This is a genomic window from Bradyrhizobium sp. STM 3557 (assembly GCF_045571465.1).
GTDB lineage: Bacteria > Pseudomonadota > Alphaproteobacteria > Rhizobiales > Xanthobacteraceae > Bradyrhizobium.
Map to the genome: position 1 here is coordinate 2,416,688 of NZ_CP120697.1, position 26,293 is coordinate 2,442,980.

The 26,293-nt window shown below is 64.4% G+C and carries 25 protein-coding genes; 21 read left to right on the forward strand and 4 right to left on the reverse strand.

Translation table 11 applies throughout. The features are described from left to right. The first annotated feature begins 84 nt into the window (after positions 1-84). Positions 85-498, forward strand: coding sequence for an FKBP-type peptidyl-prolyl cis-trans isomerase (locus tag P6U24_RS10960; protein ID WP_407160426.1), 414 nt, complete (start codon positions 85-87; stop codon positions 496-498). Between the two features lie 344 nt (positions 499-842). On the opposite strand, the gene P6U24_RS10965 is transcribed toward P6U24_RS10960, so the two are convergent. After that, positions 843-1,058 (reverse strand): CsbD family protein, encoded by a 216-nt coding sequence (locus tag P6U24_RS10965; protein ID WP_407159134.1) that lies wholly within the window; start codon positions 1,056-1,058, stop codon positions 843-845. Positions 1,059-1,194: 136 nt separating this feature from the next. Here P6U24_RS10965 and P6U24_RS10970 point away from each other — a divergent pair, with 136 nt between their 5' ends. Continuing rightward, positions 1,195-1,707, forward strand: coding sequence for a cupin domain-containing protein (locus P6U24_RS10970; protein WP_407159135.1), 513 nt, complete (start codon positions 1,195-1,197; stop codon positions 1,705-1,707). A 620-nt stretch (positions 1,708-2,327) separates the two neighbouring features. Further along, on the forward strand, positions 2,328-3,347 hold the full coding sequence (locus P6U24_RS10975; RefSeq protein WP_407159136.1) for an alpha/beta hydrolase: 1,020 nt from the start codon (positions 2,328-2,330) through the stop codon (positions 3,345-3,347). Positions 3,348-3,450: 103 nt separating this feature from the next. Here the strand turns inward: P6U24_RS10975 and P6U24_RS10980 are convergent, their stop codons facing one another. Next, positions 3,451-4,836 carry an MATE family efflux transporter gene (locus P6U24_RS10980; RefSeq protein WP_407160427.1) on the reverse strand — a complete coding sequence of 462 codons (1,386 nt, stop codon included), beginning with the start codon at positions 4,834-4,836 and terminating at the stop codon, positions 3,451-3,453. Between the two features lie 183 nt (positions 4,837-5,019). After that, a complete protein-coding gene (locus P6U24_RS10985; protein WP_407159137.1) occupies positions 5,020-5,802 on the reverse strand; it encodes an MBL fold metallo-hydrolase in 783 nt (260 codons plus the stop codon). Between the two features lie 130 nt (positions 5,803-5,932). Between P6U24_RS10985 and P6U24_RS10990 the strand changes: the two genes are divergently transcribed. Then, positions 5,933-6,778 (forward strand): LysR family transcriptional regulator, encoded by an 846-nt coding sequence (locus tag P6U24_RS10990; RefSeq protein WP_407160428.1) that lies wholly within the window; start codon positions 5,933-5,935, stop codon positions 6,776-6,778. Beyond that, positions 6,771-8,066, forward strand: coding sequence for a phospholipid carrier-dependent glycosyltransferase (locus P6U24_RS10995; RefSeq protein WP_407159138.1), 1,296 nt, complete (start codon positions 6,771-6,773; stop codon positions 8,064-8,066). Before P6U24_RS10990 ends, P6U24_RS10995 begins: the two co-directional genes overlap by 8 nt. A 24-nt stretch (positions 8,067-8,090) precedes the next feature. On the opposite strand, the gene P6U24_RS11000 is transcribed toward P6U24_RS10995, so the two are convergent. Next, the gene (locus P6U24_RS11000; RefSeq protein ID WP_407159139.1) at positions 8,091-8,738 is read right to left on the reverse strand and encodes an OmpA family protein; all 648 of its coding nucleotides are present in this window, start codon (positions 8,736-8,738) and stop codon (positions 8,091-8,093) included. A 381-nt stretch (positions 8,739-9,119) separates the two neighbouring features. On the opposite strand from P6U24_RS11000, the gene P6U24_RS11005 reads away from it, so the two are divergent. From P6U24_RS11005 to P6U24_RS11080, 16 genes are all read left to right on the forward strand, one after another. Continuing rightward, a complete protein-coding gene (locus P6U24_RS11005) occupies positions 9,120-9,344 on the forward strand; it encodes a hypothetical protein (RefSeq protein ID WP_407160429.1) in 225 nt (74 codons plus the stop codon). Positions 9,345-9,392: 48 nt separating this feature from the next. Beyond that, on the forward strand, positions 9,393-10,568 hold the full coding sequence (locus P6U24_RS11010) for a winged helix-turn-helix domain-containing protein (RefSeq protein WP_407159140.1): 1,176 nt from the start codon (positions 9,393-9,395) through the stop codon (positions 10,566-10,568). Between the two features lie 342 nt (positions 10,569-10,910). Beyond that, complete coding sequence (locus P6U24_RS11015) at positions 10,911-12,245, forward strand: MFS transporter (RefSeq protein WP_407159141.1); 1,335 nt, start codon at positions 10,911-10,913, stop codon at positions 12,243-12,245. A gap of 368 nt (positions 12,246-12,613) precedes the next feature. Next, entirely contained in the window at positions 12,614-13,720 is a 1,107-nt protein-coding gene (locus P6U24_RS11020) for an efflux RND transporter periplasmic adaptor subunit (RefSeq protein ID WP_407159142.1), read from the forward strand. Between the two features lie 145 nt (positions 13,721-13,865). Continuing rightward, positions 13,866-17,003: an efflux RND transporter permease subunit gene (locus P6U24_RS11025; RefSeq protein ID WP_407159143.1), complete on the forward strand. Its 3,138-nt coding sequence runs from the start codon at positions 13,866-13,868 to the stop codon at positions 17,001-17,003. 16 nt (positions 17,004-17,019) lie between these two features. Continuing rightward, positions 17,020-17,628 (forward strand): TetR/AcrR family transcriptional regulator, encoded by a 609-nt coding sequence (locus P6U24_RS11030; protein WP_407159144.1) that lies wholly within the window; start codon positions 17,020-17,022, stop codon positions 17,626-17,628. 108 nt (positions 17,629-17,736) lie between these two features. Then, a complete protein-coding gene (locus P6U24_RS11035; RefSeq protein ID WP_407159145.1) occupies positions 17,737-18,360 on the forward strand; it encodes a flavin reductase family protein in 624 nt (207 codons plus the stop codon). A gap of 9 nt (positions 18,361-18,369) precedes the next feature. Next, a complete protein-coding gene (locus P6U24_RS11040; protein WP_407159146.1) occupies positions 18,370-18,801 on the forward strand; it encodes an acyl-CoA thioesterase in 432 nt (143 codons plus the stop codon). 229 nt (positions 18,802-19,030) lie between these two features. Further along, entirely contained in the window at positions 19,031-19,294 is a 264-nt protein-coding gene (locus P6U24_RS11045) for a hypothetical protein (RefSeq protein WP_407159147.1), read from the forward strand. 132 nt (positions 19,295-19,426) lie between these two features. Beyond that, positions 19,427-19,618, forward strand: coding sequence for a hypothetical protein (locus P6U24_RS11050; RefSeq protein ID WP_407159148.1), 192 nt, complete (start codon positions 19,427-19,429; stop codon positions 19,616-19,618). A gap of 196 nt (positions 19,619-19,814) precedes the next feature. Next, positions 19,815-20,654, forward strand: coding sequence for a DeoR/GlpR family DNA-binding transcription regulator (locus P6U24_RS11055; protein ID WP_407159149.1), 840 nt, complete (start codon positions 19,815-19,817; stop codon positions 20,652-20,654). Positions 20,655-20,802: 148 nt separating this feature from the next. Next, positions 20,803-22,356, forward strand: a complete 1,554-nt coding sequence (glpD, locus tag P6U24_RS11060; RefSeq protein ID WP_407159150.1) for a glycerol-3-phosphate dehydrogenase — start codon at positions 20,803-20,805, stop codon at positions 22,354-22,356. Continuing rightward, positions 22,353-23,438, forward strand: coding sequence for an ABC transporter ATP-binding protein (locus P6U24_RS11065; protein ID WP_407159151.1), 1,086 nt, complete (start codon positions 22,353-22,355; stop codon positions 23,436-23,438). Before glpD ends, P6U24_RS11065 begins: the two co-directional genes overlap by 4 nt. A gap of 12 nt (positions 23,439-23,450) precedes the next feature. Then, entirely contained in the window at positions 23,451-24,530 is a 1,080-nt protein-coding gene (locus P6U24_RS11070; RefSeq protein ID WP_407159152.1) for an ABC transporter ATP-binding protein, read from the forward strand. A 3-nt stretch (positions 24,531-24,533) separates the two neighbouring features. Beyond that, a complete protein-coding gene (locus P6U24_RS11075) occupies positions 24,534-25,454 on the forward strand; it encodes a carbohydrate ABC transporter permease (protein ID WP_407159153.1) in 921 nt (306 codons plus the stop codon). Continuing rightward, positions 25,454-26,260, forward strand: a complete 807-nt coding sequence (locus P6U24_RS11080) for a carbohydrate ABC transporter permease (RefSeq protein WP_407159154.1) — start codon at positions 25,454-25,456, stop codon at positions 26,258-26,260. Before P6U24_RS11075 ends, P6U24_RS11080 begins: the two co-directional genes overlap by 1 nt. Positions 26,261-26,293 lie beyond the last annotated feature (33 nt).

The following is a 26,293-nucleotide window of genomic DNA, read 5'->3' on the forward strand; positions in this document are numbered from 1 at the left end:
CTCCCGTTTGAACAGCAAAGGCGGCTCTTTAGGATGCGGCACTCGAGACTGAGAACAATTGCGATCGTGCCGGCGTTGGCGCTCATGCTGGCGGCGGCGATGTTCATTGCCGTAGCTGCGCCGGCCTCGGCGCAAACCACAGGAAAGACCATGACGACGCCATCAGGACTGCAGATCATCGACACCAAGGAAGGCAGCGGTCCGTCGCCGAAGCCTGGTCAGACCTGCGTGATGCACTACACCGGCTGGCTCTATGAGAATGGCCAGAAGGGCAAGAAATTCGACTCCTCCGTCGACCGCAACGAGCCGTTCGAATTTCCGATCGGCATGAAGCGCGTGATCGCCGGCTGGGACGAGGGCGTCGCCACCATGAAGGTCGGCGGCAAGCGCACGCTGATCATTCCGCCGCAGCTCGGCTACGGCGCACGCGGCGCCGGTGGCGTGATCCCGCCGAACGCGACCTTGATGTTCGATGTCGAATTGCTTGCGGTGAAGTAGTTCGGTCGCCCGCGTTACTGAATTGAAGCGGCTTGCTCGGTATACCCTCTCCCCTCTTGTGGGAGAGGGTGGATCGATCTCGCGAAGCGAGATTGAGCCGGGTGAGGGGTCTCTCTCCACGAGTCGTGTACGCGGAGAGAGACCCCTCACCCGCGTTCGATGCTGCGCATCTTCGGCACCCTCTCCCACAAGGGGAGAGGGTGCACCGAGTTCGTGGAAGCACGATTCAATTCAGCCGTATCGATCAGTAATCGCATCAAAACACAAAAAAGACCGGCCCCCGAAGGGACCGGTCTCTCCGACGCTCGCGCGCGCTAACAACAGGCGTCGGCAGGGAACATCGTTCAGAGGTTCTTGTTGGTCGCAGCGGCCGTGCTGTTCACGGCATCCTTGGTGGCCTGCTTGGCATCACCCATGGCCTTCTGGCCCTTGCCCTTGACCTCCTGCATCACGCCTTCGCCCTGCAGACGATCCGAGCCGGTGGCTTCACCAAGGCCCTGCTTGGCCTTGCCGATGGCCTCGTTGCTCGTGCCCTTGATCTTGTCGGTTGTGGCACCCATCGTGTCTCTCCGTCCGTGTTACGCTCTGGTTGGACAACGCACGCGATGCGAAATGGTTCTAGGAACCCGCATGTGGCGTTGCTGCGGCATTTTCGCTAGAGTGAACCGGTTCCCTCGAGATCGAGAAAAGCAGGACATGACCGGTTCCCACGATCATCACGACGATTCGCACGACCACGATCACGATCGGTGGAAACATGATGGTGTGCGCGTCATCCCCGGCAATCAGCTCGATCCTAACGTGCCGTCGACGCCGGGCATGGATCGCAAGGCCGCCATCAACTTCGCGCGAGTCGGCGCGCAGAAGCTCTGGGCCGGCACCGTGACGATCAGGCCCGACGCCAAGACCGGCGCGCATCACCATGGCCATCTCGAAAGCATCATCTACGTGGTGAAGGGCAAGGCGCGGATGCGCTGGGGCGAGAAGCTGCAGTTCACCGCCGAGGCCGGTCCCGGCGATTTCATTTTCGTGCCGCCCTACGTGCCGCATCAGGAGATCAACGCCAGCCCCGACGAAGTGCTGGAATGCGTGCTGGTGCGATCGGACGGCGAGGCGGTCGCGATCAACATCGATATCGAGCCGGTCGAGAAGCCCGAGACGGTGCTGTGGATCGACCCGGTGCACCGCGATCCGGCGGAGAAGAAGTAAGTAAACATTGTCGTCCCGGTGAACGCCGGGACCCATACCGCGTGATGTCTCTGGAGCGCGAGATGGCTGATACCTACCTCCAGCACGACGGCCGGTGGGTATGGGTCCCGGGTCAGCGCGCTGCGCGCTTGCCCGGGACGACAGTGAAGAGTGACGCAAGTACCTGGAACGACGCTGAAGCCGTAACTCTCTCCACGTCATTGCGAGGAGCGGAAGCGACGAAGCAATCCAGTTTGTCTCCGCGGCAACATTTCTGGATTGCTTCGCTTCGCTCGCAATGACGGAAAGAACCTACACAAACACGGTGTGGTCGATTGGCGTGGCCGGTACCGCATAGCCGTAGCGCGTGTTCGACGGCTCCGGCCCGAGCTTCTCATACTAGGCCTTCATCGCTGCGAAACGGTCGCCCTTGAGCTCCAGCATCGCATGCTTCGGTTGGATGCCGTAAAGCCGCGCGTTGTTGTTGCAGAAGATCGCGCTCTTCACCGGTCCGCGAGCAGCTGGACGCTCGCGAGAAGGTGTTTTGAAGCTGCAGCGCACCGGCGCTTGAAGCAATCGCGCGCACTGCTAGACTTCACCAGCCATCAAGAGCCTAAATCATCAGATGTGAGGAGACGACCATGACTGACGCCGCGCGTTCGCCCGGTCGTCGGGCTGTCATCAAAGGTGCGGGCCTCGGTCTGGTTGCGGGAGCAATCGCAGGTGCCACGCAGGTCGGGCGGGCCTATGCCGCCGATGAGACTATCTGGAGCAGCGAATATTGGGCGAGGAAAGGCGACGTGCCGCTCTGGATGTGGCGCAAGCGGTTAGGGGCGCCCAGGGCCGGCGAGCCGTCGCGGCCGGTGGTGTTCTTTGTGCACGGCTCATCCGTCACCTCGCGCGCGTTCGATCTCGATGTGCCCGGCAAGGGTGAATATTCCGTGATGAACGCGTTCGCCCGCTTCGGCTTCGATTGCTGGACCATGGACCACGAGAACTACGGCAAGTCCGGGCGCACCAGCGGCAATTCGGACATTGCGAGCGGCGTGGAGGATCTCAAGGCCGCCATCGAAGTGGTGGCGCGGGAGACCGGGCGCGCCAAGTTTCACTTCATCGGCGAATCCTCCGGCGCGCTGCGCGCCGGCGCCTATGCGATGGCTGCACCCGAGCGGATCGACCGGCTGGTGTTCGCCGCCTTCACCTATAAGGGCGAGGGCTCGCCGACGCTGACCAAGCGCGCCGAGCAGCTCGACTATTATCGCAGCCACAACATGCGCAAGCGCGACCGCGACATGATCCGCTCGATCGCGACCCGCGACAAGCCGGGCACCAGCGACCCGGCGGCGGTCGAGGCGCTGGCCGATGTCGAGATGCAGTTCGGCGACCAGATCCCGACCGGCACCTATCTCGACATGACGGCCAATTTGCCGGTCGTGCATCCGGACAAGGTGCTCGCGCCGGTGCTCTTGGTGCGCGGCGAATATGACGGCATCGCCACCGTTCCTGATCTCGAGGAGTTCTTCAACAGGCTGCCGAACGGCGACCGCCAGTTCATCATCCTGCCAGGCACCGCGCATTCGGTGACGCTGGCGACCAACCGGCAACTGTTCTGGCACGTCGCGAGCGCTTTCCTGGAGATGCCGCCGCCGATCGCGACGTGACGCATTTCCATCCTTGTTGCGAGCCAATCCGACGTCTCTCGATGTGAGAGGCGGGACCTCCGCTGCCGCACGAGATCTGCCCAACTTTGCTGGCTTCAGGCATTCACCGCTTCTTGGCGCGCCAGACCGCGGGCGTCAGCATGACGAAGCTGCACACCAACGCATAGGCGATCAGCGAGGCCATCACCATGGCCGCGAGCGATGCCATGCCGCCGCCGAAATAGCTGACAACCAGCATCCCCCCGCCGGCGGCGAGCAGGATGCGCACGACGGAGGCGACGAACGGCCACAGCACATGGCCGGCGCCCTGGGCGGCAAAGGCGAGCACGAAGCCGAAGCCGAGCGCGGTGTAGGCCGGCGCGACGAAGCGCAAATAAACCGCGCCTTCGCGTAGCACGTCCGGCTCGCGGCTGAACAGGCTGAGCCACAGCGATGGATAAGCTGCGATGATGCAGCCGATGCTGCCAACGAAGGCCGCGCCCGTCAGCGCCGAGACCAGGGCGATGCTGCGCGCCCGCGCGGCCAAGCCGGCGCCGACATTCACGCCGACCATGGTCAGCGTCGCCGTGCACAGGCCGAACAGGATCGGCACCATGATGTAGTCGAGCCGCGAGGCGATGCCGTAGGCGGCGAGCTCCGATGTGCCGAAGCGGCCGACCACCGAGGTCACCAGGATCACGGTCAGGTTCACCAGCACGGCGTTGACGGCGGTCGGCAGGCCGACTTTCAGGATGTCCGCGAACAACCGGCCCTGCAAACGCACGATTCGCATATGCAGGCTGGTGCGGCCCGAGGCCATGTAGCGCGACAGCACCAGCATTGCTCCGCAATAATAGAGACCGAATGCGAGGCCGGCTCCGCCGATGCCGAGCCCCGGAACAGGCCCGAGACCGAAGATCAGAAGCGGCGATAGCGGGATCATCACAACCGCACCGATCAGGGTGACGATGGCGGGCACGCGCACATTGCCGGCGCCGCGCAGCGCGGCAGCTTGCAGATTGACGATCCACACCGGGATCGCGCCGGCGAACAACGAAATCGAATAAGTCAGCGCGGCATCGAGCGCGCCCTCGCGGCCGCCCAGCGCATGATACAGCACTGGCCCGAGCAAAGCCGTACCGAAGGTGAACAGCGCGCCGCCGATCACCGCGAGCACGATGCCATGGAAGACGATGGCATCGGCATCCGCCTTGCGCTGCGCGCCAATTGCGCGCGCGACGGAGGAGGATACGCCACTGCCGATGCCGCCATTCGACATCATCGTCATCAGCATGAAGATCGGAAACACCATTGCCGCGCCGGCGAGCGCATCGGTGCCGAGCAGCCCGACATAATAGGCCTCCGCCACGTTGACCGCGGTCTGCGCCAGCAGCACGGTCATGGTCGGCAGCGCCAGCCGAAACAATGTCGGCAGCACCGGTGCGGTCAGAAGGGCCGAACGGGTCGCCTCGGCCTTCGCCTGCGCCGGCCTTGCGGGCCGGTCCATCATGGGGCGTGCAAGCGTCGCCTCGCCGGTTTCCATCTGTGATACCCTGGATTATTGAATTATGATCATAATGCAATATTATCATCATAATGCAATATGGACTTGCGCATCGCGGCCGGTGGGGGACGGCTGCGCCGATCACATCTTGGAAAGCGTCGCTGTCGCTGCCTCCACCCGGTAGTGCTCTCAAGGCATGATGTCGATCGCCAGCGGCTTGCCCTTCTCGAACGGTGCGAGGCGGTGCGCAAGACCGAATTGCGCGAAGACCTGCGCGAGCTGATCGGCGCTCTCGCGAAAATGCACCCAGCCTTCATTGTGGGCCGCAACCAGCGTGGCCTCCGGAAAGGCATGCGCCGCCTCGAGCGCATCCTCGCTGCCCATCGTCATGTGGAAGCGTCCGCGCGGCTCGGCGGCGCCCGTGAACAGCACCACGACCTTGGGCGAGAACAGCCTGGCGACCTCGGCCGTGCCATCATACCAGACGGTGTCGCCAGTCACGTAGAGCAGGTCGCCGGGCTTGTCTCGGCCGAGTGCAAAGCCGACCACGTCGCCGGAGATCGGCTCGATGCCGACAGGTCCATGCCGCGCCGGTGTCGCCGTAACCAACAGCCTGTCGCCGCCGTGCCCTTCCAATGTCACAGTCTCGAACGGCGCCAGCCCCAGTGCGTTGCCGCCGAGCCGCTGCACGCCGGCCTGCGTCGTGTAGGTCCTGCCAACGCGCGGCAGCATTGCGCGGCCGGAACTATCGAGATTGTCGAGATGGTGGTCGTGGCTGAGCAGCACGGCATCGAGCCGGCCGATCTGCTCCGGCGACAGCGCCGGGCCTGAAGTCTTTTCGAACCGGACCGGTGTCTCGCGGTAGAGGCCGGGCGGATCGAAGGTCGGATCGGTGAGCAGCCGCAGGCCGCCGAACTCGATCAGCACGGTCGGTCCGCCGATCAGGGTCAGCGTCAAAGGGCATGGGGACATGTTGGCTCCGTTTCGGTTTGCAATCGCAAAGCCGACATAGGCCGGTTCACATCTGTCGAAAATTCGCTAGAGTTGCGCAATGGCTGTTCAAAAATGCACATAGCCGGATTGGCAGGACATCCGCGTCTTCCTGGCGCTTGGCCGGCATGGAAGCCTATCTGCGGCGGCGCGCGCATTGTCGGTCAACCATGCGACGATCGCGCGCCGGCTGCATGCGTTGGAGACCGCGCTAGGCGAGAAGCTGGTCGAGCGGCGGCCGGATGGCTACATCCTGACGCCTGCCGGTACGCGCACCCTGGCGGCGGCCGGCGACATGGAAGCGGCGGTTGCGACGCTGGGGCGGCGCGATGGCGACGACGGTCCGCGCGGCAAGGTGCGCGTGAATGCGCCTCCCGCGCTCGCGCAGGGCTTCCTGGTCGGTCGCCTCGCCGCGATCCCGCCGCGCTATCCAGGCCTCGACATCGATCTTGCGGCCGATCTGCGCGTCGTCAGCCTGGAGCGTCACGAGACCGATATCGCCGTGCGTCTGGGGCGGCCGCAGGATGGGGATGTACTGGCGCGGCCGCTGGTGACGATGGGCTATGGCTTCTACGGTGCGGCCAAGATCTGCCGGCGTGTCGAGGAGGGCGCCGATCCGGTGTTCGTCGGCTTCGACGAGGTGAACGCCCATCTACCTGAAGCGGTCTGGCTGGCTCGCCATTTCCCGCGGGCGCGGGTGGCGTTCCGCGCCGGCAATCAGTTTGCCCAGGCCGCGGCTGCGAGGGCTGAGGCCGGGCTCGCGCTGCTGCCGCATTTCGTCGGCCGTACTGACAAGCGGTTGAGCTTGTGCCGATTGACGCCCGTGCCTCAGCCACGCGAGATCTGGCTGCTGACGCGGCGCCAGGACCGCAAGGAGATGCCGATCAGGACGGTCGTCGATGCCTTGACCACCATGTTCCGCGACGAGCGGGCATTGTTCGAGACCGCCCATGGCTGACGCGTCGGACCTCCGGCCGCTCTCGGCCTGGCACAGCACGCTCATCGCGCTTTTCATCTTCATCGTTGCGCATGCCGCGCTGCTGGTCAGGCTCTCGACCCCCGAGAAATTCGTCTTCGACGAGGTGCATTACGTGCCGGCGGCGCGGCAGATTCTGCTGCCGGCGCCGTCGTCCTCGCAGCTCAATCCGATGCATCCGCCACTGGGGAAACAGCTGATCGCGCTCTCGATCCGCAGCTTCGGCGACAACGCGTTCGGCTGGCGCTACGCGAGCACGGTGTTCGGCGCCCTGGCGGTCATGGCGATCTATCTCTGCGGGCTCGCGCTGTTCGCGGCGCAGGGGCCGGCGATCGCGGCGGCGGCGATCGCTCTCTTCAATCAGATGCTGTTCGTCCAGGCGCGCGTCGCGATGCTGGACGTTTTCGCAACTGGCTTCAGTCTGCTTGCGATCGCCGCCTTCATGCATGGCTTTCGGCGGCAGCGACCGCAGCTTTTGTTTGCAATGGCCGGGATCTGCTTCGGGCTGGCGATCGCCTGCAAATGGTGCGGCGTGTTTCCTTGGGTGACTGCGCTCGGCATTGCCGGCATCATCCGCATGCTGCAGCATTGGCAGACCTCGTTTGCCGATCCGGAGGAGGACGACTGGTACAGTCCGGAGCTGTGGCCCGAGCTATCTGCCATGCAAGTTGTCCTCTGTCTCGGTGTGATCCCGGTCGTGTGCTATGTCGCGACCTTCATCGTGCTCGAGGGCTGGTCGCCAGTCGCGATCGCCGAGGCGCAGCGGCGGATCTTTGACGACAGCGTCACCATGGCGATCGCTGGCCACACCTATATGAGCGCGTGGCCGAGTTGGCCCTTCCTGGTGCGGCCGGTCTGGTTCCTGTTCGACAAGACCGATGATCAGCACATCGCGGCAGTGGTGCTGCTCGGCAATCCCCTGGTGCTGTGGCCGGGCCTGCTTGCGCTCCTTGTTTGCGTCCACGATTTCATCGCCATGCGCCGCCGCGCCGCCTTCCTGATCGCAGCCTTCTATGTCGGCTGCTATCTGCCCTGGGCGCTGCTGCCGCGCGCCCTGAGCTTTCTCTACTACTACCTGCCGTCGGCGATGCTGCTGAGCCTGGCGCTGCCTTGTGCGTGGCTACGATGGCACCTGCCGCCCTGGGTGCTGTGGGCCTTTGTCATGGTCGCAGCCGTGGGTTTTGTCGCAATGCTGCCGATCTCGGCCGCCTTTGTCGGCACCTCGATGGCGACGTTCAACCGCCTGATGCTGTTCCAGAGCTGGATCTGAGACGGCGCCGGCGAAGCGGCGTCGCTATTTCGCGGCGGTCTTGACGTCCATGTTGACGACCTGGACGCGGCGGTTGATCGCGTCAGTCGGGTTGGCCGTGTTCTTCAACTTGGTCTTGCCGTAGCCGACGGCGATCAGGTTCTTGCCGGCGAGGCCGTATTTGTCGACAAGATAGCGCTTGATGGTCTCGGCACGGCGCTCGGAAAGATCCTGGTTGAAGCTGTTGCCGCCGACCCCGTCGGTATGGCCGGCGACCACCAAGGTCGCGCCTTTCAGGCTCGGGTCGGTCAGCGCCTTGCCGAGCTCCTGCACGGCCGGCATTGCGGTCCGGCTGATCTCGGCCGAGTTGTAGTCGAACTGGATCTCCAGATCGATCTTCGGTTTGGTCGCTGCGATCTCGGCAATCTGCTCGCGCTCGTCGAGCGACAGTGAACGCGGAGCACGGTTCCGTACGCTGTCGAGCAGGGCGCTTTCCTTGGCCTGGACGGTCGGATCGAATTGAGGAGTGTTCGGGACGACGGTGATGCCGCGCATCACCGGCTTTGGCTTCAGGGCATTCACGATCTGGTCGGCCGAAATCGTAGGGTCGCCCGCCAGCGCCAGTCCTGCCGTGATCGATAGCACGGCGGTCGCGGCCATCGCCCGGCGTCCGAAATCGTTAAGAAAACGCATTGTCGTCATCCCCGAAAGCAGCAAGGCTGAATGGCAGTTGGACGCGCCCAGGACAGGGCGGGTTCAAACCGGAATGTGACCATATCACAGGGAACGCGGAACCCTCATGGCGCAGCCTCGCGGCGATGTTTCACGGCTGCACGCGCGCCGTAAAGCCGTCGTGGGATCGGCGAGCTGTCGACACCAAAACGGCCAGATGCGGCTTTACGCGACTGAGCTTATTAAAGAGATTGCAAGATCAGGTCGCAATGCCATTCAGTTGCGGTCCAAGAGCAAGAAACCGATAGGCGAAAGCAAACTGTGTTCAACTCTCCGCGCAGGCACGGCGACTATCAGGGATATCGTGGCGGCAAGGCGGACCAGACCGATTCGAACGGCACCATGCCGATCCTGGTAGGAGCCTGCATCATCGCCGCCGCGATCTTGCTGTCGACCCTGATCACAGCGGTCGGCGGCCGTTATGTCGGGCTGGAAAGCCCGTCGGAGGACACCGCTTGGCTGGTCGACCGCCTCACCGGACAGGTCTACAAGTGCCAGGCGCCCGATCGGGGCCGCGCCTCCTGCACCGCCGATGTTGCGACCGGCAGCATCTCGCAAAAGCGATAGACAGGGAACCGCTGACGGCGATCGTCGATCCCGCTACAGTCGCGGGCCATGCTGGCTCTCAAACGACAGTTCCCGCTGACCAAGCTCCAGGCCAGGCGCATCTGGCTGCGCGCCCAGCGCCTCGATGCGCCGGCGCCATTCGGCGATGGCGCACGGGCCGTGGCTGCTGCGGTCGCCCATCTCGGCTATGTGCAGATCGACACCATCAATGTGATCGAGCGCAGCCACCATCACATCCTGTTCACGCGGATCCCGGCCTACCGCCGTGCCGATCTGAAGCAGGCGCAGAGCGTCGACAAGAGCGTGTTCGAATACTGGACCCACGCGCTGTCCTACGTGCCGACGCAGGACTTCCGGTTCTTCCTCCCCGCGATGCGGCGCCATCGCCGCGACGGCCACCGTTGGCTCACCTCGGTGAAGCCGGAAGATTCGCGCAAGGTGATGCGGCTGCTGCGGCAGAACGGGCCGCTCACCATCCGCGACATCGAGGACGACGTGTTGACCGAGAAGGAGCATCTATGGGCCAGCCGCAAGCCGTCGAAACGGGCGCTGCAGCTCGGCTTCTATCGCGGCGAGATCACGATCGCCGGCCGGGACGGCATGCTCAAGACCTATGACCTGATCAATCGGCACTTCGGTTGGGACAAGCTGCCCAAGCCGGCGAGCGAGGCCGAGGTGACGGCCTATCTGCTCGACCGCGGCCTGCGCGCGCAAGGGGTGGTCAGTCTCGATTCGGTCTGCCATCTCGACGCGCCCCGCAAGGGCAAGGTCGCCCGGCTGATCGAGAGCCGCGTGCGCCGCGGCGATCTGGTCGCTGTGGATCTCGAGGGCGCCGGCAAGCAGGGGCATTGGGCGCGGCCCGCCGACCTGGAGGAGGGCGGCGGTGAGGTCTCGGCCGAGCGCGTCCATATCTTGTCGCCGTTCGATCCCCTGATCATCCAGCGCAAGCGGACGCAGCTGATCTTCGACTACAACCACCGCTTCGAGGCCTATGTGCCGAAGGAGAAACGGCTATTCGGCTATTTCGCGCTGCCGGTGCTGGTCGGTGAGGAGATCGTGGCGGCGCTGGACATCAAGACCGACCGCGAGAAGCGCAAGCTGTTGATGCAGAAGTGGAGCTGGGTGGGGAAAGGCAAGTCGGCACGCGGTGATGCGCGCAAGGAGCTCAAGCGCCGCATCGAGGAGGAACTGGACCGGTTCGAGGCGTTTCAGCTTGGGGATTAAGTCCGCCCAGTATTCCGATGTCGTCCCGGCCAAGCGAAGCGCGAGCCGGGACCCATAACCACCGGCTTCTACTGTAGCGTTCGGCCTCGGCCACATGGGCCAACGAGATATCCCGCGGTATGGGCCTCGCGTGCGCGAGGACGACAGCTGCCTTGTGGTCAGGCCATCGCCTCTCGCGATTACTTCGCAGCCCGAAGCGCCCTCCATCTCCCAATCAACCACAACGCCCGCCAACCGTGGGGACAGCCCGTCGTTTCCTGCATGTTTCCAATTGACTCAGCCCTGCCGATGCTAAAAACCCGGACACAATCCAGCAACAAGAATACTTCGGGAGCAGCCCCAATGAGCCTGTCCGCCACCGCAGCCGCCGCCAGCGCGCGCGCAAGCGATATCGAGACCTCGACCATCCGCGCCATCTCCTGGCGGCTGATTCCGTTCCTGGTGCTTGCCTACTTCTTCTCCTATCTGGACCGCGTCAATCTCGGCTTCGCCGCGCTGACCATGAACGCGGAGCTGAAGTTCACGCCGCTGATCTTCGCCTGGGGCGCCGGCATCTTCTTCATCGGCTATTTCATCTTCGAGGTGCCGAGCAACCTGGCGCTGGAGAGGTTTGGTGCGAGCCGCTGGATCGCCCGCATCATGGTGACCTGGGGCATCATTTCCGCGCTGATGGCGACCGTCTCCGGCGTCTGGAGCTTTTACATCCTGCGCTTCCTGCTCGGCGTGGCGGAGGCTGGCTTTTTCCCCGGCATCATCCTCTATCTCACCTATTGGTATCCGGCGCAGTATCGCGCCCGCTTCCTCGCGGCCTTTGCCATTGCCGTGCCGGTCTCGACCGTGATCGGCGCGCCGATCTCGGGCCTGCTGCTCGGGCTGGACGGCGTCATGGGGCTACGGGGCTGGCAATGGCTGTTCATCCTCGAGGGCATCCCTTCGGTGCTGCTCGGTATCGTCACCTGGTTCTATCTGACCGACAAACCGGAGCATGCCAGCTGGCTCTCGGCGGAGCAGAAGGCATGGCTGGCCTCGAAGCTCGAGGCCGAAACCGCCGCCAAGCAGGCAACGCACCAGATGACGCTCGGCCAGGCGCTGTCCTCGCCCAAGGTGATCATGCTGAGCCTGATCTATTTCGGCTTCGTCGGCGCGCTCTACGGCATGCAGTTCTGGCTGCCGCAGATCGTCAAGGCCTTCGGCCTTACCAACGCGCAGACCGGATTCGTCACCGCTATTCCGTATCTGTTCGGTACCATCGCGATGATCCTATGGGCACGCCACTCCGACACCACGCGCGAGCGGGTCTATCATGTCGGCCTGCCGATGTTCCTGATCAGCATCGCGCTCGCGCTCTCCAGCTACATCACCGATCCGACCGTCACCATGGTGGTGCTGACCTTCGCCGCAATCGGCGTGTTCTGCGTGTTCGGCGTGTTCTGGACCTTGCCGACCGCCTGGCTGTCGGGCACTGCGGCTGCCGGCGCGATCGCGCTGATCAACTCGATCGGCAATCTCGCCGGTTTCGGCGGGCCGTACCTGATCGGCTGGATCAAGGATTCCACCGGCTCGACCGCCAACGGCCTGCTCGCACTCGCCGTGCTGCCGCTGATCGCCACCGTGCTCGTGTTCGCTGGCGGACACGAGAGCAAGGTGGAATTCGCGGGCGAAGCGCCGGCGGAGTAACGGGATCTGATTAAGTCCAGAGACGTGACGGCCTTCTTTGCTGTCATCCCGGACAAGCCCAGCGGCGCGCTTCGCGCCGTTGGGCGCAGATCCGGGATCCATAGCCGCCGGTCTTGATCAAGCGCGACGGCTGGAGTGGCAATCCCGATCGACACAACGAACGGTGGTTATGGATCCCCGCGTTCGCGGGGATGACGGCTGTTGTGTCTTGCGCAGTGTGCCGTCTCATAACGAAACTCCACCGAACGACGACGCCCGCGCCCTGCGGCAACATGTCTTAATGTTCACGAAGTCATGATCTATGACGAATATTGACATTCGTCAGTTCATATTCGACATTCCCGGGGAACTTACACGAGGGATGTCCGATGTTGGCCCGTGCAATTTTTGCAAGCTATTCCAAGCTGTTGACCGGGATTTCGCTGGCTGCGATGGCGATCGCGCTGGCTGGCTGCAATGATGGAGTCGCCCAGAAGGTCGAGCCAACGCGCCCGGTCCTGGTCGCCACGACCCATTACGAGGCCGAGACTCCGGAGCGCAGCTTCGTCGGCACCATCCGTCCCCGCGTCGAGGCCGATATCGGCTTCCGCGTCGCCGGCAAGGTCGCCAAGCGCCTGGTCGAAGTCGGGCAGACCGTCGAGGTCGGCCAACCGCTCGCCACACTCGACGAGGTCGACCTCAAGCTGCAGGCCGAGCAGGCGGCTGCCGAGCTGTCCGCCGCCACCGGCGTGCTGGCGCAGGCCGGCGCCGCCGAGAATCGGGCCAAAGAGCTGCGCGCCAAGGGCTGGGCGACCGATGCCCAGATGGACAGCGCGCGCGCCGCTGCCGATGAAGCGCGCGCCCGGCTCAACCGCGCCGAACGTTCCGTCGAGTTGACCAGGAATTCGCTGTCCTACGCCACGCTCGAAGCCGATGCGCGCGGCGTCGTTACCGCGACCATGATCGAGCCCGGCGTCGTGGTGGCCGCCGGCCAGGCTGCGATCCGCGTCGCGCGCTTCGCCGAGAAGGAGGCGGTGGTCGCGATCCCTGAAACTCTGCTCGAGCGCGCCCGGACCGGGACGGCCTCGGTGACACTGTGGTCGGACCCCGACAAGAAATACACGGCAAAGCTGCGCGAGATCGCGCCCGCCGCCGATCCCGCCACGCGCACCTATCTCGCAAAATTCTCGCTGCCGGATGCGGATGATGCGGTGTCGCTCGGCATGACCGCGACGCTGACGCTGTGCGACCTCGCGAGCGCGAAGGTCGCCCGGCTGCCGCTCTCGGCGCTGTTCAACGAGGGACGCGAGCCCTCGCTCTATGTCGTGAGCGATGCCGGCGAGGTCAGCCTGAAACCGGTGACGGTGAAGGGGTACGACAGCAAGGACGTGCTGATCACCGGCGGCGTCAAGGAAGGCGAGAAGGTGGTCGCGCTCGGCGTGCAGAAGCTCGACCCGAGCCAGAAGGTGCGCGTGGTGTCGGCGCTGACGTTCTGACGAAATGACATCCGCCGTCATTGCGAGGAGAAGGCGACGAAGCAATCCAGACTATCTCCGAGGAAAGATCCTGGATTGCTTCGCTTTCGCTCGCAATGAAAATCAACAACCAGCGTGACGATCAGATAGATCATCGGAGCCTGCCATGAAGCGGTTCAATCTCTCGGCCTGGGCGGTCAGCCATCCGCCGCTGGTGCTGTTCTTGATCCTGGCGCTCGGCATTGCCGGCTTCCTCTCCTACCAGAAGCTCGGCCGCGCCGAGGATCCATTCTTCACCGTCAAGGTCGTCAACGTCTCCGTGATGTGGCCGGGCGCCACCGCGCAGGAGATGCAGACCCAGGTCGCCGATCCCATCGAGAAGAAGCTGCAGGAGCTGCCCTATTTCGAGAAGGTGCAGACCTATTCGAAGCCGGGCTTCTCGGCGATGCAGGTCACCTTCCGCGATTCGACGCCGCCGAAGGACGTGCCGCACCTGTTCTATCTGATCCGCAAGAAGCTCGATGACGTGGCGGGCCAGCTGCCATCGGGCATTCTCGGTCCGGTCGTCAACGACGAGTTCTCCGACGTCGATGCCATCCTGTTCATGCTGACCGGCGACGGCGCCGACTATGCGCAGCTGAAGAAGGCCGCCGAAGGCCTGCGGCAGCGGCTGCTCAAGGTGGGCGGCGTCACCAAGGTCGATCTCTACGGCGTCCAGGACGAGCGCATCTTCGTTGAGTTCAGCCACGCCAAGCTGGCGACGCTCGGCATCACGCCGCAGGCGCTGTTCGACTCGCTCGCCAAGCAGAACAATGTGACGCCGGCCGGCACGGTCGAGACCAGCGCGCAGCGCGTGCCGCTGCGTGTCACCGGCGCGCTCGATGGCGCGCAAGCGGTGGCTGAGACGCCGGTCGAGAGCAACGGCCGCGTGTTCCGGCTCGGCGACATCGCCACCGTCACCCATGGCTATGTCGATCCGCCGAGTTTCAAGGTGCGGCAGGAAGGCAAGCCCGCGCTCGGCGTCGGCGTCGTCACCGCGAAAGGCGCCAACATCCTCGAACTCGGCAAGGACGTGCATGCCGCCGCCGACGATTTCATGAAGGCGGTGCCGCAGGGCATCGAGCTCAAGGAGATCGCCGATCAGCCCAACGTGGTCGAGCATGCCGTCGGCGAGTTCGTGCACTCCTTCATCGAGGCGCTGGTGATTGTGCTGTTCGTCTCGTTCCTGGCGCTCGGCTGGCGCACCGGCATCGTGGTGGCGCTGTCGGTGCCGCTGGTGCTGGGCATCGTCTTCATCGTGATGAACGCGATCGGCATCGATCTGCACCGCATCTCCCTCGGCGCGCTGATCATCGCGCTCGGCCTCTTGGTCGACGACGCCATCATTGCCGTCGAGATGATGGTGGTGAAGATGGAGCAGGGCTGGGACCGCATCCGCGCGGCGTCCTTTGCCTGGGAGTCGACCGCCTTCCCGATGCTGACAGGCACGCTGGTCACCGCCGCGGGTTTCCTCCCCATCGGCTTTGCCAATTCGGCGGTCGGCGAATACACCGGCAGCATCTTCTGGATCGTCGCGATCGCGCTGGTCGCGTCCTGGTTCGTCGCGGTGATCTTCACGCCCTATATCGGCGTCAAGCTCTTGCCCGACATCAAGGCCCATGCCGGCCATGACGAGCATGCGATCTACGACACCCGCATGTATCGGGGCTTGCGTGCGATCGTGCGCTGGTGCGTCGAGCACCGCATCACCACGGTGGCCGCCACCGTCGGCGTGTTCGTGGCCGCGATCGTGGCATTCGGCCATGTCCAGCAGCAGTTCTTCCCGCTGTCCGAACGGCCCGAGCTGTTCCTGCAGCTTCGCCTGCCGGAAGGCACCGCCTTTGGCGTCACGGAAGCGGCGGCGAAGAAGGCAGAGGCGCTGCTCAAGGATGACAAGGACATTGCGACCTATACCGCCTATGTCGGGCAGGGCTCGCCGCGCTTCTGGCTCGGCCTCAATCCGCAACTGCCGAACGAGGCCTTCGCCGAGATCGTGATCGTCGCCAAGGACGTCGCCGCGCGTGAGCGCATCAAGGCGAAGATCGAGAATGCAGCCGCCAACGGTGCCATCAACGAAGCCCGCGTCCGCGTCGACCGTTTCAATTTCGGTCCCCCGGTCGGCTTCCCCGTGCAATTCCGCGTCATCGGCCCCGACACCGTCAAGGTGCGCGAGATCGCCTACCAGGTGCGTGACATCGTCCGGGAAAATCCGAACGTGCGCGATCCGCAGCTCGACTGGAATGAGCAGTCGCCTTACCTGAAGCTGGTCGTCGACCAGGACCGCGCCCGTGCGCTCGGCCTGACGCCGCAGGACGTCTCGCAGGCCCTGGCGATGCTGATCTCGGGCGTGCAGGTGACGACCATCCGCGACGGCATCGAAAAGGTCGGCGTGGTTGCCCGTGCCGTGCCCTCCGAGCGGCTCGACCTCGCCCATGTCGGCGACCTCACGGTCACCTCACGCAATGGTGTCGCCGTACCCCTGCAGCAGATCGCCAAGATCGAGTATGCCCATGAGGAGCCGATCCTGTGGCGGCGCAACCGTGACATGGCGATCACGGTGCGGGCCGACGTGGCGGATGGCGTACAGGCCCCCGACGTGACCAACCAGATCTGGCCGAAGCTTGCCGACATCCGCAATCACCTCGAGCCGGCCTACCGGATCGAGATGGGCGGCGCGATCGAGGAATCGCAGAAGGGCAATGCCTCGATCTTCGTGCTGTTTCCGCTGATGGTCGTGGTGATGCTGACGCTGCTGATGATCCAGCTGCAGAGCTTCTCCCGGCTCGTGCTGGTGTTCCTGACCGCGCCGCTCGGCATCGTCGGCGCCTCGCTTGGCCTCAACGTCGCCAACGCGCCGTTCGGCTTCGTGGCGTTGCTCGGCCTGATCGCGCTGGCCGGCATGATCATGCGCAACACCGTGATCCTCGTCGATCAGATCGAGACCGACGTGTCCCATGGCCTGACCCGCAAGGAGGCGATCATCGAAGCCACGGTGCGGCGCGCTCGCCCGGTGGTGCTCACCGCGCTGGCCGCGATCCTGGCCATGATCCCGCTGTCCCGCTCGGCATTCTGGGGCCCGATGGCGATCACCATCATGGGCGGGTTGTTCGTTGCAACCTTCCTGACCCTGCTGTACCTGCCGGGCCTCTACGCCCTCTGGTTCCGCAAGAGCCTGGGTGAGCGGGGCGTCGGTGAGCACGTAGCTGCCGCGCCGCACCATGGTCATCCCCATGCCGCAATTCCGCTTGCCGAGGCTGCCGAATAGTTGAACATTGACTGACATGACACTCGTTTCAGAACATATCGAGCCGGATACGCGCGAGCGGATTTTGGTCGTGGCCGAGCGCCTGTTCCGCCAGATCGGCTATCAGAAGACCACCGTGGCCGACATCGCCAAGGAGCTCCACATGAGCCCGGCGAATGTCTACCGCTTCTTCGATTCGAAGAAGGCGATCCATACCGGCGTGGCGCGAACCCTGATGGGCGGCGTCGAGGGAGCGGCCGCAGCCATTGCGGCTCGGCCGGGACCGGCGGCGCCGCGGCTGCGTGAGCTGCTCGCCACCATTCATCGCATGAACACCGAGCGCTATGTCGGCGACTCCAAGCTGCATGAGATGGTCGCGGTGGCGATGGAGGAGAACTGGGACGTCTGCGAGGCCCACATGCTCCTGATCACCGAGATCATCGGCCGGGTGATCGCGCAGGGCATCGAGACGGGTGAGTTTCGCAAGGCCGACCTGCAGCTCACGGCAATGTGCGCCACCACGGCGATGATGCGCTTCTTCCACCCGCAGATGATCGCCCAATGCGCCACCAAGCCGGGCCCCTCGATCGATCAGATGATCGATTTCGTGCTGGCCGGACTTGGTTGGAAGGGCGCCACAGGGTAGTTTCTCCGTCATTGCGAGCGTAAGCGAAGCAATCCAGGGCCGCGAAGCAGGTCTGGATTGCTTCGTCCGCTGCGCTCCTCGCAATGACAGCAACTGAGGAAAACCGGCGTGACCGAACGCGACCTGCATTTCTACGAACCGAAGAACGGCCACGGCCTCAAGCACGACCCCTTCAATGCCATCATCGCGCCGCGGCCGATCGGCTGGATCTCCTCGCGCGACAAGGAAGGTCACGTCAATCTGGCGCCCTACAGCTTCTTCAACGGCTTCTGCTACACCCCGCCGATCATCGGCTTCTCCTCGACCAACTGGAAGGACTCGGTCGCCAACATCCAGGAGACCGGCGAGTTCGTCTGGAATCTCGCCACCCGCGATCTGGCCACGCACATGAACGCGACCGCGGCGCATGTCGCGCGCGAGGTCGACGAGTTCAAGCTCGCTGGTTTGACCCCGGTGCCTGGCAAGCTGGTCAACGTGCCCCGCGTCGGCGAAAGCCCGGTGTCCTTTGAATGCAAGCTGACTCAGATCGTGCAGTTGCAGGGCGCCGACGGCAAGAAGGCGAACGCCTGGGTAACGTTCGGCGAGGTCGTCGCGGTTCATATCGACAAGGCGCTGATCAAGGATGGCGTCTACCAGACCGCACTCGGACGTCCGATCGTGCGGGCAGGGCGCCGTGGCGACTATTTCGAGATCACGCAAGACAACATGTTCGAGATGATCCGGCCGGATTGAGGTGCCAACGTGACTGAAGCCACCGTGCACGCCGCTCTGTCGGCGCCGTCAGAACCGCGCGGCGATCTCTGCATCCGCACGCTTGCGATGCCGGCCGACACCAACGCCAATGGCGACATCTTCGGCGGCTGGCTCTTGAGCCAGATGGACGTCGGCGGCGGCGTGTTCGCCTCCAAGCTGGCGAAATCGCGCACCGTCACCGTCGCGATCGAGGCGATGAACTTCCGCAAGGCAGTGTATGTCGGCGATCTCGTCTCGGTGCACGCCAACCTCGTGCGCATCGGCCGCACCTCGATGACCGTGCATCTGGAGGCCTGGGTGCTCCGCCGCAAGGCGGAGCAGCCGATCCTGGTCACGGACGGCAACTTCACCTACGTCTCGATCGATGACGACGGCCGGCCCCAGGAGATCAGGCGGGACGGCGCGACGCTCTCGACCTGAAGCATGAAGCCGCCGCGAAAGCCAAGCGCCTACGCTGCTCGGCAATGGTTGATTAACCATGCTTCCGGGCTCGCGAAGTCGTGCGATCGATTGTCCGGCACACGCAGCCTATATCTCAGGTTGAGTGATGTTCGTTCATCGTCCTGGGGCGGCCTGCCGCGCAGGCCGTCGGCGTCATGTCGGCTCTCGCGGCTGGCCGGACGGCGGGATCAAACCTCGGAGGATCGTCATGTCCGAGATCAATGAAACGCTGACATTCGAGGTCCTGAGGAAGCTGCAGCAGCAGCTCAAGCATATCGAGCAGAGGATCGACGGCTTCGAGGCCGAGCTGGGCGCCGTTCGCCGTCGTGAGATCGAACTGCAGGCGGTCCGCAGCTGCCAGCTCGCGATGCTCAAGGATCTCCGCAACCTCTATGGCCTGGTGGCCCGTCACCACATCCAGCTCGGTCTGTTTCGCGCATCCGCGAGGCGCGAGGACGCCTCCCTGGGCTGAACGGATCTGCGACGAAGCCCAGAAAGGAAGGAGCGCCGGCCCGCCAGCCGTGCCGCAATGCGGACCTGTGTCGCAGGAACTTTCAACATCCGATCCGGTTAATGCCCCCGAACTGTATGTAAGGACAGGGTTATGTCGGATACCTATATCATCGAGGTCAGCTCGCAAGCCGCGGGCATCGTCGTGCGCGACCGCGGCGGCTTTCGATTCTTCGCGGCGACGCCACGTTTCAATGCCCTTGAGGGTCAGGTTTTCCGTAGTGCCCGCGAGGCCGAGCGCGCCGCCAGGCGCCTGGCCGAGAGCGATTTGAGCGCGGCGGCTTAAGGCCGCGCTCTCAGACGTCATTGCGAGGAGCCGAAGGCGACGAAGCAATCCAGACTGTTTCCTGCGGAACGATTGCTGGATTGCTTCGCTTCGCTCGCGATGACGGATAGGCATCGATCGACGCTCCCCTCATCTCCCACATTGACCGCTGCCGCAAACCGCAGCACCATGGCCCGGCCAATCACAGCGTGTCGCCATGGCCGTCCTCTCCCAGCGTCAGACCGAGATCCTCAACATCGCCCGCGCCTCGGGGCGGGTGATGGTGGACGAGCTGTCCCGCCGCTTCGAAGTTTCAGCCCAGACCATCCGCAAGGATCTCAACGATCTCTGCGAGCAGCGCTCGCTGACCCGCATTCATGGCGGCGCCATCATCGCCTCAGGCGTCGAGAACCTCGCCTATGAGGCGCGGCGCTTCGTCGCCGCCGACGAGAAGAAGGCGATCGGCGCGGCGGCGGCAGCGCGCATTCCCAATGGCTCGTCGCTGTTCATCAACATCGGCACCACCACGGAGGAGGTAGCAAGCGCGCTCACCTCGCACGAGGACATGCTCGTCATCACCAACAACCTCAACGTCGCGATGCTGCTGTATCGCCATCCGCGCATCGAGGTGATCGTGGCCGGCGGCAGCGTGCGCCATTCCGATGGCGGCGTGGTCGGCTCGACTGCGACGCAGCTGATTGGCCAGTTCAAGGTCGACTACGCGATCATCGGCGCATCGGCGATCGATGAGGAGGGCGCGCTGCTCGATTTCGACTATCGCGAGGTGCAGGTGGCGCAGGCGATCATCGCCAACGCGCGGAGCGTCATGCTGGTCGCCGACTCCACCAAGCTCCATCGCAGTGCGCCGGTGCGGATCGCCCATTTGAGCCAGATCCAGACCTTCGTCACCGATCGCGCGCTGCCGGATGGCCTTGCGAGCATCTGCCATAGCCGCGGCATTGAGGTGATCGCGGCGATGCCGGCGGCCGATCTCGATGACGGCAACGGCACCGATGCCGCCGAGCCGACCACGGCCACCGCGCTCCGCCGCGCCTGAGGCGCATCCCGATATCCTGATCCAAACGCAGGCAATGGGTGCCCCATCCGGGGCAAAGCTGTGGATTTTCGATTTGCTTTCGGTTTCGTTTGTGTTTAACTCGAAAACGAAAGTGAAATCGCCGGTATGAAACCGGCGGTGCCGGGGGATGCGTCTGTTGGAGCGGATTTACGACCTCGCGATCGTCGGAGGCGGCGTCAATGGCTGCGGCATCGCGCGCGATGCGGCCGGACGCGGAAATTCTGTTTTCCTATGTGAGATGAACGATTTGGCGAGCGGGACATCGTCCTGGTCGACCAAGCTCGTGCATGGCGGCCTGCGTTATCTCGAATATTATGAGTTTCGCTTGGTGCGCGAGGCGCTGATCGAGCGCGAGATCCTCTGGCGGATCGCGCCCCATATCATCCGTCCGCTGCGTTTCGTACTGCCACATCATGCCGGCCTGCGCCCCGCGTGGCTGCTGCGGCTTGGCTTGTTCCTCTATGACCATCTCGGCGGCCGCAAGCTGCTGCCGGCGACGCGCTCGGTGAACCTGGCGACCGACGCGGTCGGCAAGCCGCTGCTCCCGAACCGCTACAGCAAGGCGTTCGAATATTCCGATTGCTTCGTCGACGACGCGCGGCTCGTGGTGCTGACCGCGCGCGACGCGGCCGATCGCGGCGCCGATATCCGCACCCGCACCCGCGCGGTCGAGATCCGTCAGGCCGACGGCGTCTGGCAAGTCACGGTCGTGCATACGCCGAGCGGCGCGCGCGAGACCGTTCGCGCCAAGGCGCTGGTCAATGCCGGCGGCCCATGGGTGGAGCAGGTGCTGGCGTCGGGCGCCGGCGTGAATGCGAAAGCCAAGGTGCGGCTGGTGCAGGGCTCGCACATCGTGGTGCGCAAGCTCTACGATCACGACCGCGCCTACATCTTCCAGAACGCCGATGGCCGCATCGTCTTCGCCATTCCCTATCAGGGCGACTTCACGCTGATCGGCACCACCGATCGCGACTATCAGGGCGATCCGGCCAAGGTGACGGCGACCGAGGAGGAGATCCGCTATCTCTGCTCCGCGGTCGGCGAATATCTCAGCAAGCCTGTGACGCCTGCGGACGTGGTCTGGACCTATTCTGGGGTGCGGCCGCTCTACGACGACGGCGCGTCCGAGGCCAAGGCGGCGACGCGCGACTATGTGTTTGAGCTCGACACGCCCGGCGGCCTGCCGTTGCTGTCGATCTATGGCGGCAAGATCACGACCTATCGCCGGCTGTCGGAGGAGGCGCTGGAGCGTCTCGCGCCTTATTTGAACGGCGGCAAGGCCAAGGAGGGATGGACCGGCAAGGCGTCGCTGCCCGGCGGCGACATGGCCGTCTCCGCGCTGCCGGCGCTGAGCGTGAGCCTGCGACGCACCTATCCGTTTCTCAGCGACACGCATGCCGATCGGCTCGCTCATGCCTATGGAACGCGTGCGGCCAAAATGCTCGGTAATGCGGCTTCCTTGGCCGATCTCGGCCAATCCTTCGGCGCCACCTTGACGGAGCGCGAGGTCCGGTACCTGATGGCGGAAGAGTGGGCGGTGACAGCCGAGGACATTGTGTGGCGTCGATCCAAGCTTGGTTTGCGGCTGTCTGCCGCGGAGATCGCCGCGCTCGACGACTGGATCGCGGAGAGCGGCGCTGCGACCGACATTGCAACGCGTGAGGCGGGGGGCCGCGCATGAGCGTCACCCTCGAGCATGTCACCCGAATTGTCGACGGTGTTCCGACCATCCGCAACGTGTCGCTGACCCTGCAGCGCGGCACGCTCAGCGTGTTGCTCGGGCCGACGCTGTCGGGCAAGACCTCGATCATGCGACTGCTCGCCGGGCTCGACAAGCCGACCACGGGCCGCGTGCTGGTCGATGGCCGTGACGTCACTGGCATCGACGTGCGCAAGCGTTCGGTCGCCATGGTCTATCAGCAGTTCATCAATTATCCGTCGCTCTCCGTCTATGAGAATATCGCCTCGCCGCTGCGGGTGCAGGGCAAGCCGCGCGATGAGATCGAGAAGCGCGTCGCGGAGGCCGCGCGGCTGTTGCGGCTCGAGCCCTATCTGAAACGCACGCCGCTGCAGCTCTCCGGCGGCCAGCAGCAGCGCACCGCGATCGCCCGCGCGCTGGTCAAGGGCGCTGATCTCGTGCTGCTCGACGAGCCCCTGGCGAACCTCGACTACAAGCTGCGCGAGGAGCTGCGTGCCGAGCTGCCGCGCATCTTCGAAGCCTCCGGCGCAATCTTCGTCTATGCGACCACCGAGCCGTCGGAAGCCCTGCTGCTCGGCGGCCGCACCATCTGCATGTGGGAAGGAAAGGCGCTGCAGGTCGGCGAGACCCCGCAGGTGTATCGACGGCCCGATACGCTGCGCGTCGCGCAGGTGTTCTCTGATCCGCCGATGAACATTGTCGCCATCGAGAAGCAAGGCGACCGGGTGCAATATGCGGGCGGGGTGACGGCGCCCGCGGATGGTCTTTTCGCCGGGCTTGCCGACGGCACCTATCGCGTCGGCTTCCGTCCGCATCAATTGGGATTGGCAAAGAGTGGCAGCGGGCGGGGACGTCATGCCTTCCCGGCGACTGTCACGGTGACCGAGATCACCGGCTCCGAGAGCTTCGTGCATTTGACACGCGACGGGACGACGAACTGGGTGGCGGTGCTGCACGGCGTTCACGAATACGAGCCGGGCGATGGGCTCGACGCCATGCTCGATCCCGGCAATGTCTTCGTGTTCGATGCCGACGACCGCCTGGTCGCGGCGCCGGCCGCGTGAGGGAGGTGGCGCATGGCCCGCATTGACCTTGTCGATCTCGCTCATTCCTACGGCGGCAATGGCGGCGTCGAAAATTATGCGCTGAAGCCGGTGACGATGACTTGGCGGCAGGGCGGCGCCTATGCGCTGCTCGGCCCAAGCGGCTGCGGCAAGACCACGCTGCTCAATTTGATCTCCGGCATCCTGACGCCCTCGCGCGGGAAAATCCTGTTCGACGGCAAGGACATCACGCAGGCCTCGACGCGCGCGCGCAACATCGCGCAGGTGTTCCAGTTCCCGGTGATCTACGACACCATGACGGTCGGCCAGAACCTCGCCTTTCCCTTGCGCAATCGCGGCGTGCCGAAGGCCGAGATCGACAAGCGCGTCGCCGAGATCGCGCGGCTGCTCGATCTGACGCCGGACCTCAGTCGCAAGGCGACCCGGCTCACGGCCGACGCCAAGCAGAAGATCTCGCTCGGCCGCGGCCTGGTGCGCTCCGACGTGGCCGCGGTGCTGTTCGACGAGCCGCTGACGGTGATCGATCCCGAGCTGAAATGGCAGCTGCGCTCGAAGCTGAAGGCGCTGCATCGCGAGCTCGATCTGACGATGATCTACGTTACTCACGACCAGACCGAGGCGCTGACCTTCGCAGACACCGTGGTGGTTATGCATGACGGCCGGGTGGTGCAGAGCGGCACGCCGGCCGAGCTGTTCGACAAGCCTGCACACACCTTCGTCGGCTATTTCATTGGCTCGCCCGGCATGAACATCATCGCAGCCGAAGTGAGCGGACGGCAGGCTCGGATCGAGGGCCGCACCATTGCGCTCACCCGCGCCTATGCGGCGCTGCCTTCCAATGCGAAGGTCGAGATCGGCGTCCGCCCGGAATTCGTCGACATCGCCGAGCCGGCACCGGACTTGCTGTCGGCGAATATCGAGCGGATCGACGATCTCGGCCGCATCCGCTTCGCGCGGGTCAAGGTCGGCGACGTCAAGTTCGCCGCGCGCGTGCCGGCCGGCTTCGCGCCCTCCACCTCGCAGGTCGGCCTGAAGTTCCAGCCGTCGCATGTGCATGTCTATGCCGACAGCCATCTGGTCGAGGGAGCTTAAGTGATGGAGAAGACCATCAACCAGAAGGCTTGGTTCCTGGTGCTGCCGGTGTTCCTGGTGGTGGCGTTCTCCGCCATCCTGCCGCTGATGACGGTCGTGAACTATTCGATGCAGGACACCTTCGGCAACAACCAGTTCTTCTGGAACGGCGTCGGCTGGTTCAAGGAGCTGCTCGATCCCTCGACCGATCTCGGGAGCCGCTTCCTGGCCTCGCTGTGGCGCAACCTGATCTTCTCCGGCGCGATCCTGGTGATCGAGGTGCCGCTCGGCATCGTGATCGCGCTGTCGATGCCGCGCGAAGGCTGGCGGGTGGCGTTCTGCCTGGTCGTGCTGGCGCTGCCACTGCTGATACCGTGGAACGTGGTCGGCACAATCTGGCAGATCTTCGGCCGTCCGGACATCGGGCTGCTCGGCTATGTGCTCAATCACATCGGCTTCGACTACAACTACGTCTCCAACGAGGTCGATGCCTGGTTCACCGTGATCATCATGGACGTCTGGCACTGGACCAGCCTGGTGGCGCTCTTGTGCTACGCCGGCCTCAAATCGATCCCGGACGCCTACTACCAGGCCGCCCAGATCGACGGCGCCTCGCGCTGGGCGGTGTTCACCGCGATCCAGCTGCCGAAGATGCACCGGGTGCTGTTGATCGCGGTGCTGCTCCGCTTCATGGACAGCTTCATGATCTATACCGAGCCGTTCGTGGTCACCGGCGGCGGGCCCGGCAATTCCACCACCTTCATCTCCATCGAGCTGGTGAAGATCGCGCTCGGCCAGTTCGATCTCGGCAAGGCCGCGGCGCTGTCGCTGGTCTACAACCTGATCATCCTGATCGTCTGCTGGGTGTTCTACACCATCATGACCAATGCCGGTGCCGAGCGCCGGCCGAGCAAACCGGCGAAACCGGCCAAAGGAGGCGCGTGATGCATACTATCCCGGGCCGCCGGCTCATCATGTCGCTGTTCCTGGTCTTCCTGCTGTTGCCGATCTACTGGCTCGTCAACATGAGCTTCAAGACCAACACCGAGATCGTCTCGACCATGACGCTGTGGCCGCACCAGCCGACAGCCGCGAACTACATGCGCATTTTCACCGACGAGAGCTGGTATTCCGGCTATATCAACTCGCTGAAATACGTGATCATCAACACCGTGATCTCGATCGCGGTGGCGCTGCCCGCGGCCTATGCGTTCGCGCGCTATCGCTTCCTCGGCGACAAGCATCTGTTCTTCTGGCTGCTGTCGAACCGCATGGCGCCGGCCGCGGTCTATGCACTGCCGTTCTTCAACCTCTATTCGGCGATCGGGCTGTTCGATACGCCCTGGGCAGTGGCGCTGGCGCATTGCATCTTCAACGTGCCTCTGGCGGTCTGGATCCTCGAAGGCTTCGTCTCCTCCGTGCCGCGCGAGATCGACGAGACCGCCTTCCTCGACGGCTACTCGTTCCCGCGCTTCTTCATCAAGATCCTGGTGCCGTTGATCGCCAGCGGCATCGGCGTCGCGGCCTTCTTCTGCTTCATGTTCTCCTGGGTCGAGCTTTTGCTGGCGCGCACGTTGACGGCGACGGAGGCCAAGCCGATCTCGGCCATCATGACCCGCACGGTGTCCGCAGCCGGCATGGATTGGGGCCTGCTCGCGGCGGCCGGCGTGCTCACCATCATCCCCGGCGCGCTGGTGATCTGGTTCGTCCGCAACTACATCGCGCGCGGCTTCGCGCTGGGGCGGGTGTGATGATGAGTGAGCACAGCTGTAGCAGCGATCTCG

Coding starts and splice junctions, on each gene's coding strand:
- P6U24_RS10960 (WP_407160426.1), top strand. CDS start 85: ATGCTGGCGGCGGCGATGTTCATTGCCGTAGCTGCGCCGGCCTCGGCG.
- P6U24_RS10965 (WP_407159134.1), bottom strand. CDS start 1,058: ATGGGTGCCACAACCGACAAGATCAAGGGCACGAGCAACGAGGCCATC.
- P6U24_RS10970 (WP_407159135.1), top strand. CDS start 1,195: ATGACCGGTTCCCACGATCATCACGACGATTCGCACGACCACGATCAC.
- P6U24_RS10975 (WP_407159136.1), top strand. CDS start 2,328: ATGACTGACGCCGCGCGTTCGCCCGGTCGTCGGGCTGTCATCAAAGGT.
- P6U24_RS10980 (WP_407160427.1), bottom strand. CDS start 4,836: ATGATGGACCGGCCCGCAAGGCCGGCGCAGGCGAAGGCCGAGGCGACC.
- P6U24_RS10985 (WP_407159137.1), bottom strand. CDS start 5,802: ATGTCCCCATGCCCTTTGACGCTGACCCTGATCGGCGGACCGACCGTG.
- P6U24_RS10995 (WP_407159138.1), top strand. CDS start 6,771: ATGGCTGACGCGTCGGACCTCCGGCCGCTCTCGGCCTGGCACAGCACG.
- P6U24_RS11000 (WP_407159139.1), bottom strand. CDS start 8,738: ATGCGTTTTCTTAACGATTTCGGACGCCGGGCGATGGCCGCGACCGCC.
- P6U24_RS11005 (WP_407160429.1), top strand. CDS start 9,120: ATGCCGATCCTGGTAGGAGCCTGCATCATCGCCGCCGCGATCTTGCTG.
- P6U24_RS11010 (WP_407159140.1), top strand. CDS start 9,393: ATGCTGGCTCTCAAACGACAGTTCCCGCTGACCAAGCTCCAGGCCAGG.
- P6U24_RS11015 (WP_407159141.1), top strand. CDS start 10,911: ATGAGCCTGTCCGCCACCGCAGCCGCCGCCAGCGCGCGCGCAAGCGAT.
- P6U24_RS11020 (WP_407159142.1), top strand. CDS start 12,614: ATGTTGGCCCGTGCAATTTTTGCAAGCTATTCCAAGCTGTTGACCGGG.
- P6U24_RS11025 (WP_407159143.1), top strand. CDS start 13,866: ATGAAGCGGTTCAATCTCTCGGCCTGGGCGGTCAGCCATCCGCCGCTG.
- P6U24_RS11030 (WP_407159144.1), top strand. CDS start 17,020: ATGACACTCGTTTCAGAACATATCGAGCCGGATACGCGCGAGCGGATT.
- P6U24_RS11045 (WP_407159147.1), top strand. CDS start 19,031: ATGTCCGAGATCAATGAAACGCTGACATTCGAGGTCCTGAGGAAGCTG.
- P6U24_RS11050 (WP_407159148.1), top strand. CDS start 19,427: ATGTCGGATACCTATATCATCGAGGTCAGCTCGCAAGCCGCGGGCATC.
- P6U24_RS11055 (WP_407159149.1), top strand. CDS start 19,815: ATGGCCGTCCTCTCCCAGCGTCAGACCGAGATCCTCAACATCGCCCGC.
- glpD (WP_407159150.1), top strand. CDS start 20,803: ATGCGTCTGTTGGAGCGGATTTACGACCTCGCGATCGTCGGAGGCGGC.
- P6U24_RS11065 (WP_407159151.1), top strand. CDS start 22,353: ATGAGCGTCACCCTCGAGCATGTCACCCGAATTGTCGACGGTGTTCCG.
- P6U24_RS11070 (WP_407159152.1), top strand. CDS start 23,451: ATGGCCCGCATTGACCTTGTCGATCTCGCTCATTCCTACGGCGGCAAT.
- P6U24_RS11075 (WP_407159153.1), top strand. CDS start 24,534: ATGGAGAAGACCATCAACCAGAAGGCTTGGTTCCTGGTGCTGCCGGTG.
- P6U24_RS11080 (WP_407159154.1), top strand. CDS start 25,454: ATGCATACTATCCCGGGCCGCCGGCTCATCATGTCGCTGTTCCTGGTC.